The sequence below is a fragment of the Ferruginibacter sp. genome (genome assembly GCF_031391665.1).
Classification (GTDB): Bacteria; Bacteroidota; Bacteroidia; order Chitinophagales; family Chitinophagaceae; genus Ferruginibacter.
The window spans coordinates 20,931-33,765 of the sequence record NZ_JANMUN010000163.1 but is presented as its reverse complement, the minus strand read 5'-3'; the positions used below and the strand labels follow the sequence as shown (position 1 = coordinate 33,765).

The following is a 12,835-nucleotide window of genomic DNA, read 5'->3' as shown; positions in this document are numbered from 1 at the left end:
ATTTGCTTTAATTGTTTTTTCTAATTCTATCTTATTATTCTCATCCTTCTCAACAAAATAATAAGTATCGAAATGTTTGGGTTGATCAATTTCTAAAATACGAATAGCTGCTCCTTTAATACTATCCAAATCAGTTTCATCGTTTTTGTAAATATCACCAGAGCCAGCAAAACCATCAAAATATAAAGGTCTAAATTGGGGATATTTATTCATAATCACCAAATATGCTTTGGCGTAAGCAACTACCATTTCAATTTTTTGTTGCGTCCAATTACCTCCAAATTGATTCATAAAGTTAGATTTAGGATGTTTAAAAATAGTGAATCATTCTCAAAACAACTTACCCTTCCCACCCGGCACTCTAAACTTACTCGTATCCAATTGTTAAATTTTATGTCTCAGTCGGAGAATTTCATTTTCTAATACGGCATCGTCAACGCATCAACAATCACCACATTTTTAAAACTCTTTGCCAGAAAAGACATATCAGTTTCTGTCCATGTAGGATTAGTGGCCCAGGTAATACTCTTTCTTGCAAAATCTTTTTCCCAATGCTGGCTAATAATAATTGTTTGCACAGTTAAGTTACCCATTAAAAAATCTTTAAGCTCAATAGAAAAGTACGGAATGGTGGCGATAAAATCGATGAGCTCTTCTTCAGTAACCTCTATAATTTCTTTTGCAAAATAATTTTCGGCTATCTTTCTGCGGTAATGAATAGTGATCTTTATACAGTCATTCATCACATGTAATAAATATTCTCTTGTAATGCCTTTCATAAATTATTTTTAAATTTCAAAACAACTTGCCCTGCCCGCCCGGCAACCTAAACTTACTGGTATCCAAATGCCATTCTTCTGCATTCATGTTATATAGTTTACCATATTTTTTATAGGTCTGCGCCACCATATCGGCAATGCTGCCCTCGCCACGCATGCGTACGCCCCAGCGGGTATCGTTTACTTTTCCGTCGTGGCTTTGTTCTATTAAATGCCACACTTTATCGGCATGGTTAGGAAAGTTTTTATACAACCAGTCGTGAAATAAAAATTTAATAGCACCATTTAAACGAATAAAAGTGTAAGCCGTAAAAGTTGCACCGTTATCTGCGGCCGCTTTCATAATGCGTTGCATTTCGTGGTCGTTAAGGCCGGGTATCATCGGGCCCATCATAATGCCCATGCGTACACCGGCGCTGCTGAGTTCGTTAATCACTTTTAATTTTTGTTTGGCGGTGGTGGTTCGTGGCTCCATGCTGCGCCGCAGATCTTCATTAAAAGAGGTGATAGAAACCATGGCAGATACAATGCCTTTCTTCGCCATTTCCTGCAGCACATCTTTATCTTTTAATATCCAGCTGTTTTTGGTGAGTATGCCCACAGGCTGATTAAACTCATTACAAACTTCGAGTAAGCCTCTTGTTAAGCGATATTTTTGTTCGGCTGGCTGGTAGCAATCGGTATTGCCGCTGAGCATGATGGGTGTGGCATCCCATTTTGGATGCATTAAAAATTTACGCAGCAGTTGCGGTGCATTTTTTTTAATGATTATTTTTTGTTCAAAATCTAATCCGGCGCTGTAACCCCAGTATTCGTGCACATTACGGGCATAGCAATAAATGCAGCCATGCTCACAACCGGCATAAGGATTCATACTGTAGCCCATGCCCACATCTTTACTTTCTACTTTATTTACAATGGTTTTACTTTGCTGCTCTATGTATTGCGTGGGTATATTACTGGCTTCCCAATCGTCAATACCTTCAATATGTTCCTGTGTTTTTTCGTCTTTTAAAAAACGGTTTTTGGTGTTGAATTGTGCGCCACGGCCTGCTATATATTGTACTTCTTCGCTTTGTTCTTTTGCAGAAACTTTATGATGGTCTTGTTGTAGTCCCTGTTGCCCCTGTCCCCTAAAGGGGAACTTAGATTGATTTTCCATAATTTTTTTGTTAAGTTATTTTGATTGTTACTTTTTTGTTTGCCACAGATTGCACGGATTAACACGGATTTTTTTTGCCTGCTGATTTCGCAGATGGCGCAGATTTTTTTATGCTGTTTTGAATTTAAGGAGTTCAATAATGGTATGCCGTACAAGGGAGTGACACAACAATGTTGAAAAAAGAAAAAATGTTCGTCCCAAAAAAATCATACAGTTTAATTTTAATTCTTTTTCAATTTACTAGTACTGTAACAACCTTAGTTCTCCGCCGCAGCGGAGACTGGGGCCTCTCAGGCGCCAAACAAATCTCCCTGCTTTATTGCCACTGGCAAATTCTCAAATTCAAACCGTTTTGCTATTTCATATTTTAATGTTCCCACGGGGCGTTTTAATAACAGCATGCTATCGGCAATAAACCTGCCGGTGAAATTTTTGTGGCTGTATTCTAACCAACCTTTTTCGTATTGCCAGGGTAATAAGCGGCGGGCAATAGTTATCTGCGGTTCTAAAATAAAATGTGGTTTGTTATCGTCGTTCAGTTTCATCAGCCGCTGCGTTTCGGTACGTATTTGTTTTACCAAACTTTGTATGGGTACTTTGCTGGTGATGTTAATATATATAGTATGACTGGGAAAACTGCCGTAGTCCTTCAATTCAATTTTTATGGGATGATAGCCCATAGCAATGGTTTTTAAATGCTGGAGAATTTTGTCTTCCATCATTTCGTACTGCAGATAATTTACCAGCGTTATATGCGGTTTACCCCAACGTGCAGTTTCAGCCTGGTATTTGTCGTAAAAATCTTTTTTCACCCCCATAATTTTATTCCGCAGTTCTTCGTGCGGCGACAGTACCAGCAGGTACTCGTAAACCCGGTAGCCGGGTATGGTATTGCTTAAATCTTTCATGTTAAAAAAAATTTTTGTTATTAAATTTGTTAGCTAATTATTTTAGCATAAATTTACTAAATAATTTAGATAATCAAAATAAAATTTACCTCACCCCTTGCTTCTCCTTTTGGAGAGTAAGGACAAAAACATAATTATGGAAGTGGAAAAATTTTTTGGCAGCAGTTACAATGGTACTAAACGCTTTACCCAGCAGGATGTGGCCACGGCCAATGCCACAGGCTTTGGTGCCGCCGCTGATGATTATATGGAACGGGGTATTGACCTGAATGAACAACTGATCCGCAATAAACCGGCAACTTTTTTTATGAGGGTGAGTGGCGGCAGTATGATCAACGCCGGTATTTACAATGGCGATATTGTAATTGTGGACCGGAGTATTAAACCGCAAAATGGCAAAATAGTTATTGCGGTTATTGATGGCGAGATGTTGATACGGCGCTATGAGTTAACGCTTAACCGGCTGCGGCTTATTCCTGAAACACCTAAACTTTCGCCGATTGATGTGAGTGAGTGTAGTGATTTTAAAATTTGGGGCGTGGTGGTGTGTGTGATAAGACAAACCCCCTAACCCCCTGAAGGGGGATTTGGCTCTTTTAAAATTAAAAATTTATTTTGATTTGTTGACTACAATAAAAGTGACCTAACCATGATTATTAAAAAGAATTTTAAATATGCAGAGTCTTAAAGTTCCCCCTTCAGGTGGCGGAGGGGGCATGAAGGCGATAGTAGATTGTAACAGTTTTTATTGTTCGTGTGAACGCTTGTTCCGTCCGCACTTAGATACTAAACCCGTTGTTGTACTCAGCAACAACGATGGCTGTATTATATCAAGAACCGACGAAGCAAAAAAATTAGGGGTAGAAATGGCAGGGCCATATTTTAAAGCAAAGCCATTAATAGAAAAATATGATGTGGCAACATTTTCATCTAACTATAATTTGTATGGCGATTTAAGCTGGCGGGTGATGGAAACATTGCGGATACTTTTAGGAAAAGAAAATGTAGAAGTGTATTCCGTTGATGAAGCATTTTTAAATTTAGAAGAGTTTGCTGAAAAAGATTTACAACAGGTGGCACTTAACATAAGAGAAACAGTAGAACAATGGACGGGCATAAAAGTTTCTGTAGGTGTGGCGCCAACAAAAGTATTATCTAAAGTGGCCAATCATTTAGCAAAGAAAAATAAAATTGCAACGCAATGTGTGGTAGTGTTAGATACAAAAGAAAAAATTACTAAAGCATTACAGGATACGCCCATTGGCGAAGTATGGGGCGTAGGCAGGCAGTACACCGAAAAATTAATTGAAATGAATGCTGTGTTTACTGCTTATGATCTTACTAAAAAAACAGAAGAGTGGGCCCATAAAAATTTAGGCGGCGTGGTGGGGGTACGTTTAATAAAAGAATTAAAAGGCGAAGCTGCCAGCGAAATGAAAGAAGAACTGGTGGTAAAAAAAATGATTGCGACCACAAGAATGTTTGGCAGCCCGGTAAAAAATATTGCCGACATTAAAGAAGCCATTGCTACTTATACGTCACGTGCGGCAGAAAAATTGCGGCGGCAACAAAGTGCGGCAAATATTATAAGTGTGTTTGTAGTACCGAAAGAACAAAATCATAACGCCTATTTCCGGCACGGCCCTACCCTTAGCAGTTATGTAACACTGCCTGTGGCAACATCATCTACCAACGAATTAATAAAACCTGCGGTGTTGCTGGTTGATAAATTGTATGAGGAAGGAAGGATTTATAAAAAGGCTGGTGTAATGCTCAGCGGCCTGGTGCCCGATGAAACTATACAGGGCAATTTATTTGTAGCAGAAAAAATAAATAACAACCGTTTATTAATGAGTATGCTGGATAATGTAAATTTTTCTATGAGGGATGATGTGGTAAAATTTGCTGCATCGGGTACTGCAAGAGACTGGAAAATGCGGCAGGAATTACGCAGCCCCCGTTACACCACAAGATGGGAAGAAATGTTTACCGTAAAATAATTACTATTCATAATCTTCATTTTGATTAGTAAATCGTACATTCATTTTATCTTAAATAAATAAAATGAAAAAAATATTTTTTTTACTGCTGCTGCAAGTGATGGTACTATTTTTATTTGCACAGCAAAAAACTATTGCCATTCGATGCGGAAAATTATTAGATGTAAGAAGTGGCAAAGTATTAACCAATCAAATTATTTTAGTAAGTGGCAATAAAATAGCATCGGTAACAGAAGCTGCTATGTTTAAACAAAAAACAGATTCTGTTATTGACCTGAGTAATTATTATGTGTTACCCGGATTGATCGATTGCCACACCCATGTTTTATTACAGGGCGATATTACCAGCGAAGATTATGATGTACAAATATTAAAAGAATCTGTACCCTACCGAACATTAAGAGCATCAAAAAGCTGTTATCAATCTTTAATGAATGGCTTTACCACCATTCGTGATTTGGGAACGGAAGGTGCCGGTTATGCTGATGTGGATTTAAAAAAAGCTATCAACAAAGGAATTATTCCCGGGCCAAGAATGTTTGTATCTACCTTAGCCATTAATACAACAGGCCATTACCCCATTGCAGAAAAAGATTATGCCTGGGAATTAAAAATGCCCAAAGGTTTACAGGAAATTACAGGTGCAGATGAAGGCAGAAAAGCTGTGAGGGAACAAATTGCACATGGTGCCGACTGGATAAAAATTTATGCCGACAGGGGTTATTATAAATTACCAACCGGAGAATATAAAAGCATTCCCAATTTTACAAAAGAAGAGATTGAAGCCATAGCAGATGAAACTATAAAAAGCCGCCGCAAACTGGCTGCACATGCTGTAACACCCGATGGAATTATTTACGCCATTAACGCAGGAGCAAAAACTATTGAACATGGTTTTGGTATGAATGAGGAATGTATGAAACTGATGGTGCAAAAAAATGTTTTTTGGTGCCCTACGATTTATGTAAATGATTTTGTTGCCGAAGGAAGATTTAAAGCAGGCAGTATTATGAATAAATTATTTACCGAGACAGAACCTGAGCTTTTTAAAAAAGCCATGCAGTACGGTGTAAAAATCGCTTACGGTACAGATATTGGCGGTTACAATTGGAACGAACCGCAGACAAAAGATTTTGAATACTTAATTAAATACGGCATGCAGCCGTTACAGGCTATTCAAACTGCCACCATTAATGCAGCCGAATTGTTAGAACAGAATAATTTAATTGGAGAAATTATCCCCGGTGCATTTGCAGATATTATTGCCGTGCAGGAAGATCCACTTAAAAATATAAAAGCATTGCAACAGGTAAAATGGGTAATGAAGGATGGCGTAATGTATAAATCACTCAAATAATTTTTTTTGTTTTGGTGGCTCCTCTATAAATTTTGGTTTAATCAAATGCAATCCCAATTCCTTATTCATTTTATCAACTAAATAAACCGTAAGCTCCGGCGATGTAGCTTCATCATGCATGTGCATGAAAAAATATAATTCTTCCATGCCTTTATCTAACCAGTGTTTCATGCGTTTAATCCATGCATCGCATCTGGCAAAATCAGACTCATGCAAACTGTTACCTACATAACGTATAAATGTTTTGGGTATGGTTAAATGCATGTGTGCACAATCTCTTCTGCCTGCAGTATCAGTAATTACGGCTCCCATGTTTAACTCTTTTAAAATAGTAAACATTTCATTTTGTATATCCTCTTTTTTAAACCAATCCGGGTGGCGCACCTCTAAAAAAAATTGCAGGTCGGTGGGTAACGATCTTAAAAAATCAAACAACTCTTCTTTTCTTTTGGGAGAAAAAGCATCACTTACCTGAACAAATACTGGCCCGAGAAATTCTTCAAAAGCAACGATACCACGAAAAAATTCATTGGTAATAAAATCTTTGCCTTTTAAACTGCCGCGGTGGGTTAAGCCCTGGTACATTTTAGGGCAAAATTTAAAATCTTTTCCTGCGGCATTCGCTGTCCATTTTTTTATGCCTCCTTCGCCATATACTTTATAATGTGTAGCATTTAATTCAATACTGTTATAGTGTTGCACATAATGTTGCAAAAAATCTTTTTCTTTTGTTTTGGGTGGATAGATTTTACCTACCCACTCCGTTCTGCCCCATTTGGCACAGCCCAAATAAATTTTAGGATTTTTCGCCGGCTTTCCTTTTAAGACCGTTTTATTAAACGCAGGTTCGGCGGATAAAGAAAAATCAATACTGCTTAATTCCTCCGGCGGCACTCTTCCAAATTCCATATAAATATCTTTTTGTAAATCTACAACAATGCTAATTTTAATTATGGATATTTTTATTTTGAATCGACAACTTGTGTTAACATTAAAGTAACTTCATTGCAATTATAGTATTTTTATTATTGTATAAAATATTGAGTATGCAAAAAGCACAGTTTGGAATGATTGGGTTAGGAACGATGGGTAGAAACCTGGTTTTAAATATGGCTGATCATGGTTTTGTAGTGTGTGGCTACGACAGAAATATTGATCAGCAAAAAAGACTTTTGGAAGAAGGAAAAGATAAACCGGTACAAGCCACCGCAACCATGCAGCAGTTTGTTAACAGTTTAGAAACACCCCGCCGCATAATGATGCTGGTGCCAGCAGGCAAAATTGTAGATGCAGTAATTGATGAAATAAAACCTTTTTTACAGGCAGGAGATATTTTAATTGATGGCGGTAATTCTCATTACACGGATACGGATAAAAGAATTGCAAGATTAGAATCAACCGGTATTCATTTTACGGGTATGGGTGTTAGTGGTGGCGAAGATGGCGCAAGGTTTGGCCCCAGTATGATGCCCGGTGGAAATGCTGATGGCTACATAGAACTAAAACCAATTTTAGAAAAAATTGCTGCACAAACCGATGAAGGCGCCTGCGTAGCTTTTATTGGTAATGGCAGTGCAGGGCATTATACTAAAATGGTGCATAATGGAATTGAATACGCCATCATGCAATTGATAAGTGAAGTATACGCCTTATTAAAAAATGCAGCAGGCTGCAACAATGATGAGCTGCATAAAATTTTTACTGAATGGAACAATGGCGCTTTACAATCTTTTTTAGTGGAGATAACGGCTAAAATATTTTTGCAGCCCGATAATGTTGATGCATCAAAAAGATTGATTGATGCAATATTAGACAGGGCAGCACAAAAAGGCACGGGACTTTGGACGAGTGTAAGCGCCTTAGAATTACATGTGCCTTCCGCAGCCATTGATGAAGCAGTTGCGGCAAGGGACTTATCTTCTTATAAAAAAGAAAGAGAAATTATTGACAGCTATACATCTGAAACTACAGCAATAAATACAACAGATAAAAAACAATTGATACTAAACTTACACGATGCTTTATATTTTGGTATGGCCGTAAGTTATATACAGGGATTGCATTTATTGCAAACAGCATCGGATGCTTATAAGTACGAAATTAATATTGCAGAAGTAGTGCGTATTTGGAAAGGCGGTTGCATCATCCGTTCGTTAATGCTGAATGATATTCGTAAAGCTTATGTAAGTAATTCTAGCTTAAAAAATTTATTACTAGATAAAGATTTTTATAATCTGCTTGAACAAAAAAGAAATGCTTTGGTTAATAGTTTAAAAACAGGAATGGATAATAAAATAGCCATGCCGGTACTAAGCAGCAGCCTCAATTATTTTGATATGTTTAGTACAGGCAGATTGGGCTCTAATTTAATACAGGCGCAACGGGATTTTTTTGGCGCACATACTTATGAACGCATCGATAAAGAAGGGAATTTTCATACTGATTGGAATTAAAAGAAAATGATTACACGAATTACACTAATTAATAAAAAGCAATTCATGTAATTAGTAAAAATTAGTGCAATAAAAAATAAACAAACTCATGGCAAAATACAATAGCATTAAACCACCTGCAGCAATTGTAATTTTTGGCGGTACCGGCGATCTTACCAAGCGTAAATTAATTCCTGCATTTTATAATCTTTTTCTAAGTAAAAACTTACCTGAAAAATTTACTATCTTATTACTGGGCCGTAATGAAGATAAAAACGAACAATTTAAACACGACCTGTTTGATGGTATCAATCAATTTTCCAGGAGTGGAAAGCCCGATGATAATAATTGGAAAATTTTCAGTGATAACATTTTTTATCAACAGGGAAATTTTTTAGACAACAGTACTTTTATAACATTGAAAGAGCATTTAGATGCCTTTGATAAAAAAAATAAACAGCGCTGCCTTCGTACTTTTTATTTAGCCATTGCGCCGCAGTTTATTGAAGCATCAGCAGAAGGGTTGTATAAAAACAAAATCTGCAATCAAATTAAACTGGACAGAATTGTTGTGGAAAAACCTTTTGGCACCGACTTGGCAAGTGCACAAAAATTAAATACTTTTTTGCAAAAGCGCTTCTCAGAAAAACAAATTTTCCGCATAGATCATTATTTAGGAAAAGAAACTGTACAAAATATAATGGCCTTTCGTTTTGCCAACAGTATATTTTCGCCGGTTTGGAATAATAAATATATTGATCATGTGCAAATATCACTTTCCGAACAGGTGAGTATTGGCAAGCGGGGCGGTTATTATGATGGCAGTGGTGCATTAAAAGATATGATACAAAATCATTTATTGCAATTGCTTTGTATAGTGGCCATGGAATGCCCCGGCAAATACGATGCAGAACATATCCGCAATGCAAAAGCTGATCTTCTAAAAAAGATAAAACTATATTCTACTGCGGAAGTGTTTAAAAATATTGTAAGGGCACAATACACTGCCGGAAAAATTAATGAACAGGAGCAACAAGGCTATTTACAAGAAGAAAATATTGCACCCCAATCAACTACCGAAACTTTTATTGCAGGCAAATTTTTTATTAATAATGAAAGATGGAAAGGCGTACCATTTTTTTTAGCTACAGGAAAATGTTTACCTAAACAGGCTTCAGTAATTATGATTCAATTTAAAGATTCGCCTTATAAAATTTTTAAAGATGATACGGTGCCTAATCGACTAACTATAAGTATTCAACCCGAACAGGAAATAAGTTTATTGTTTGAAAGTAAAGTGCCGGGTGTGCAAATGAAACTTAAACCAGTAGAAATGGATTTTACTTACAAAGAATCTTACACCGAAGCTACACCTGAAGCCTATGAAACTTTGTTACTGGATATTTTAGATGGTGATGCTACTTTATTTATGCGTAGCGACCAGGTGGAAGCTGCATGGAAAGTAGTAATGCCGATAATTAATGCCTGGAAAAAAAATCCAAAAAAAGGATTACTGAAATATGCAGCAGGCACTTGGGGGCCAGCAGCAGCAACCAGTTTATTAAAACCTTTTGCAAAACAATGGGTAGTGCTGCCAGCAGAAAAAAAATAACACCCCGATAAATTCTAAGCAACAATACATAATTAGATATGGCATTAAAAGGAATTACAATAAAAACAATATGGCCCGATGGCTTAGCATTGAGCCATGCTGTTGCTAATTTAATTGTAACAGAGAGTAACAAAGCAGTAGCCCAAAAAGATTTTTTTTCAATTGCCTTATCGGGCGGCAGTACACCAAAATTATTATTTCAATTACTGGCACAGGCGCCTTATAAAAATAATATTCCCTGGAAAAAAATAATTATTGCTTTTGGCGATGAACGTTTTGTTGCACCAACCAGTGAAGAGAGTAATTTCAAAATGGCAAATGATTCATTGTTAAAATATGTACCTGTTTCTAAAAAAAATGTATTAGCTGTACAAACTTTAAAAGTGACGCCTGAGCAATCAGCCGTATTGTACGAGCTAGCTTTAAAAAAACATGTCAGCAATAAACATCCATTCGACATGATTCTTTTAGGTATTGGAGAAGAAGGGCATACTGCTTCCATCTTTCCCAAAAGCGAATTGATAACTGACAAAAAAAATTGGGTAAAAAATATTTGGGTACAGGAAAAACAAATGGATCGCATAAGTTTTACGCTTCCATTTATTAACCAGGCAAAAAATATAATGTTTTTAATTAGTGGAGAAAATAAAGCAGCAATTATAAAAAAGATATTTTCTACAAGCGGGGCAGCATTGCCAGCTGCAATGGTTAAAGCAACAGAAAATACATTTTGGTTTTTAGATGAAGCGGCGGCAGGAGTTAGCCACGGATTACACGGATAGACACGGATTAAATACAATTTTATTTTTGCAGCATTTGTTTTGTATTGGAGTTTTTGCTTTTCAACTTTTCATAAACAACAATCGTCATTAGTATCAACAGCATTCCGTAAAAAGTATCTTCAAAAGGAATAGTATAAATCCTTATGCCTAAATTTTCTGCATTATTGTACAACACAACAGGGATAGCAGTCAAAAATCCGTTTACTATTAAAAAGGGAATAAGCATAATGCAATAGGAAACCAGGAAAGTTGTGGCGTCGAATGTTTTAAAATAGTTTTTATTTAAATAAATAATGGTAATAAAAACAGCATTTAAAATAAATGTCCAGCTGGTATAATATTTATTGTAAAAAATAATTCCTGTTAACCATAAAATCAATGCAACAGCTATAAGTATTACATCTGCTGTATGCTTACTTTTTATTTCAGGGAAATAACTTTTAATACATTCGTAAATAAATACACAGCAATAAGGGACAATAAAAAAGAAAAGTATTTCTTCAACAGGAAGGTTATAAATTTTAAACCCCGTTATATATTTTTCATTAAAACTCCAAACACCCTGGGCTGTAAAATAAAAATCCCATACAATATAAATTAATGCAGGTAACAGCATTGCCGGAAAAAGATATTTCCATTTTTTATAGAACGCTACTTTTTTATCGAAGCTTAATGCAAACGGCCCGATAAAAGATGCTGCTAAAATTATAAAATATGTGTACTGCTGATTCAAGTAAGTAAGATATACTGTTTAGTGGAAAACAAAAAAACGAATCGAAAGTTTAGAAGCTGTTTGAGTTATTTTTTAATAATTGTGAGTAAAGATCCCCAATGGTATGCCGTTTAAAGGATCCCGCCTTGGGCGGCACGATGATGCCATGAAAAACTAAGTCCTTCTTTTAAAACTATCGTTCACTAAATATACTCCTGCAATAGTAACAGCACCACCAACAGCCACATAAATATTTAATTTTTCATTAAAAATTATTACACCTAATAACACTGCCACTATAGGATTGGTATAAGCATATAACGATGCCAGCGATGTAGGCAAACGCTGCAGACTATAAATAAATGCAATAAAAGTTAATACCGATCCTATAACTACTAAATACAAAATGGCCCACCATGCATTGGCCGGAATTGCAGCAATGCTTACAGTGTTACCTGTTGAATAAGACACCGTATATAATGCAACACTGCTGATAAGCATTTGCAAACCCAAACTAAAATAAGGATTAAAGTTAACTGCATGTTTTTTTGTGTACACAGTGCCAAAAGCCCACGAAATTGTTGCAATTACAGAAAGAACAATGCCAAAACTAAAATCAGCATTTAAAAAATCTTTAAGGTGATCGTAAAAAATAATGCAAACGCCACCAAAGCCCATAACCATTCCCAGCAAAGCTTTCTGTGGAAGCCTGCCTCCTCCAAACAAAGTAATAATTACAATCCATAATGGAAATATGGCGCCAATAATAGCACCTAATCCACTGGAAATATATTGCACACCCCATGTGCTTAATCCATTGCTGAGCATAAAATTCAAAAAACTCAATACAAGAATTACTCCCCATTGTTTTCCTTTGGGCCATGGATGCTTAGTGATAATAAAATACAAAAGATAAACACTGCCGCCTAACAATTGCCTGATGGCACAAAGTTGTATGGCTGGCATATTAGTTACACCAACTTTAGAGGCGATCCATGTAGTGCCCCAAAAAAAACATACCCATGCTAATGCAAGTAATGCTTTTTGTCTGGATGTTTTTGATGAGAGCATTTTTTATTTTCCTTCAGGGA

13 protein-coding genes are annotated in these 12,835 nt (G+C 36.3%); 6 read left to right on the top strand and 7 right to left on the bottom strand.

Annotation, left to right across the window (positions count from 1 at the left end; all coding sequences use genetic code 11):
- The 4 genes from tcmP to ACY651_RS12155 all read right to left on the bottom strand — a co-directional run.
- The coding region (tcmP, locus tag ACY651_RS12170) for a three-Cys-motif partner protein TcmP (RefSeq protein WP_462253085.1) at positions 1-291 on the bottom strand (291 nt) is incomplete at its 3' end.
- A 128-nt stretch (positions 292-419) separates the two neighbouring features.
- On the bottom strand, positions 420-779 hold the full coding sequence (locus ACY651_RS12165) for a hypothetical protein (protein WP_462253083.1): 360 nt from the start codon (positions 777-779) through the stop codon (positions 420-422).
- A 16-nt stretch (positions 780-795) separates the two neighbouring features.
- The gene (locus tag ACY651_RS12160) at positions 796-1,941 is read right to left on the bottom strand and encodes a PA0069 family radical SAM protein (RefSeq protein ID WP_462253081.1); all 1,146 of its coding nucleotides are present in this window, start codon (positions 1,939-1,941) and stop codon (positions 796-798) included.
- A 290-nt stretch (positions 1,942-2,231) separates the two neighbouring features.
- The gene (locus tag ACY651_RS12155) at positions 2,232-2,849 is read right to left on the bottom strand and encodes a 2'-5' RNA ligase family protein (RefSeq protein ID WP_462253079.1); all 618 of its coding nucleotides are present in this window, start codon (positions 2,847-2,849) and stop codon (positions 2,232-2,234) included.
- A gap of 136 nt (positions 2,850-2,985) precedes the next feature.
- Here ACY651_RS12155 and ACY651_RS12150 point away from each other — a divergent pair, with 136 nt between their 5' ends.
- The 3 genes from ACY651_RS12150 to ACY651_RS12140 all read left to right on the top strand — a co-directional run bounded on the left by ACY651_RS12150 (position 2,986) and on the right by ACY651_RS12140 (position 6,206).
- Positions 2,986-3,420, top strand: coding sequence for a LexA family protein (locus tag ACY651_RS12150; protein WP_462253077.1), 435 nt, complete (start codon positions 2,986-2,988; stop codon positions 3,418-3,420).
- Between the two features lie 103 nt (positions 3,421-3,523).
- Positions 3,524-4,849, top strand: coding sequence for a Y-family DNA polymerase (locus tag ACY651_RS12145; protein WP_462253075.1), 1,326 nt, complete (start codon positions 3,524-3,526; stop codon positions 4,847-4,849).
- A 64-nt stretch (positions 4,850-4,913) separates the two neighbouring features.
- Complete coding sequence (locus ACY651_RS12140; RefSeq protein ID WP_462253073.1) at positions 4,914-6,206, top strand: metal-dependent hydrolase family protein; 1,293 nt, start codon at positions 4,914-4,916, stop codon at positions 6,204-6,206.
- Here ACY651_RS12140 and ACY651_RS12135 read toward each other — a convergent pair.
- Positions 6,195-7,115, bottom strand: a complete 921-nt coding sequence (locus ACY651_RS12135; protein ID WP_462253071.1) for a DUF72 domain-containing protein — start codon at positions 7,113-7,115, stop codon at positions 6,195-6,197. The two genes, ACY651_RS12140 and ACY651_RS12135, sit on opposite strands and share 12 nt — an antisense overlap.
- A 137-nt stretch (positions 7,116-7,252) precedes the next feature.
- On the opposite strand from ACY651_RS12135, the gene gndA reads away from it, so the two are divergent.
- The 3 genes from gndA to pgl all read left to right on the top strand — a co-directional run bounded on the left by gndA (position 7,253) and on the right by pgl (position 11,032).
- A complete protein-coding gene (gndA, locus tag ACY651_RS12130) occupies positions 7,253-8,659 on the top strand; it encodes an NADP-dependent phosphogluconate dehydrogenase (RefSeq protein WP_462253069.1) in 1,407 nt (468 codons plus the stop codon).
- An 88-nt stretch (positions 8,660-8,747) separates the two neighbouring features.
- The gene (zwf, locus tag ACY651_RS12125; protein ID WP_462253067.1) at positions 8,748-10,250 is read left to right on the top strand and encodes a glucose-6-phosphate dehydrogenase; all 1,503 of its coding nucleotides are present in this window, start codon (positions 8,748-8,750) and stop codon (positions 10,248-10,250) included.
- A gap of 38 nt (positions 10,251-10,288) precedes the next feature.
- Positions 10,289-11,032 carry a 6-phosphogluconolactonase gene (gene pgl, locus ACY651_RS12120; protein WP_462253065.1) on the top strand — a complete coding sequence of 248 codons (744 nt, stop codon included), beginning with the start codon at positions 10,289-10,291 and terminating at the stop codon, positions 11,030-11,032.
- Between the two features lie 19 nt (positions 11,033-11,051).
- On the opposite strand, the gene ACY651_RS12115 is transcribed toward pgl, so the two are convergent.
- A complete protein-coding gene (locus ACY651_RS12115; protein WP_462253063.1) occupies positions 11,052-11,765 on the bottom strand; it encodes a lycopene cyclase domain-containing protein in 714 nt (237 codons plus the stop codon).
- Positions 11,766-11,918: 153 nt separating this feature from the next.
- Complete coding sequence (locus tag ACY651_RS12110; protein ID WP_462253061.1) at positions 11,919-12,815, bottom strand: DMT family transporter; 897 nt, start codon at positions 12,813-12,815, stop codon at positions 11,919-11,921.
- Positions 12,816-12,835: the final 20 nt, after the last annotated feature.

Bases quoted from the DNA above. Each gene is read 5' to 3' on its own strand.
- ACY651_RS12140 (WP_462253073.1), top strand. From the start codon at position 4,914: ATGAAAAAAATATTTTTTTTACTGCTGCTGCAAGTGATGGTACTATTT.
- ACY651_RS12160 (WP_462253081.1), bottom strand. From the start codon at position 1,941: ATGGAAAATCAATCTAAGTTCCCCTTTAGGGGACAGGGGCAACAGGGA.
- ACY651_RS12110 (WP_462253061.1), bottom strand. From the start codon at position 12,815: ATGCTCTCATCAAAAACATCCAGACAAAAAGCATTACTTGCATTAGCA.
- pgl (WP_462253065.1), top strand. From the start codon at position 10,289: ATGGCATTAAAAGGAATTACAATAAAAACAATATGGCCCGATGGCTTA.
- ACY651_RS12135 (WP_462253071.1), bottom strand. From the start codon at position 7,115: ATGGAATTTGGAAGAGTGCCGCCGGAGGAATTAAGCAGTATTGATTTT.
- zwf (WP_462253067.1), top strand. From the start codon at position 8,748: ATGGCAAAATACAATAGCATTAAACCACCTGCAGCAATTGTAATTTTT.
- ACY651_RS12150 (WP_462253077.1), top strand. From the start codon at position 2,986: ATGGAAGTGGAAAAATTTTTTGGCAGCAGTTACAATGGTACTAAACGC.
- ACY651_RS12165 (WP_462253083.1), bottom strand. From the start codon at position 779: ATGAAAGGCATTACAAGAGAATATTTATTACATGTGATGAATGACTGT.
- ACY651_RS12145 (WP_462253075.1), top strand. From the start codon at position 3,524: ATGCAGAGTCTTAAAGTTCCCCCTTCAGGTGGCGGAGGGGGCATGAAG.
- ACY651_RS12155 (WP_462253079.1), bottom strand. From the start codon at position 2,849: ATGAAAGATTTAAGCAATACCATACCCGGCTACCGGGTTTACGAGTAC.
- gndA (WP_462253069.1), top strand. From the start codon at position 7,253: ATGCAAAAAGCACAGTTTGGAATGATTGGGTTAGGAACGATGGGTAGA.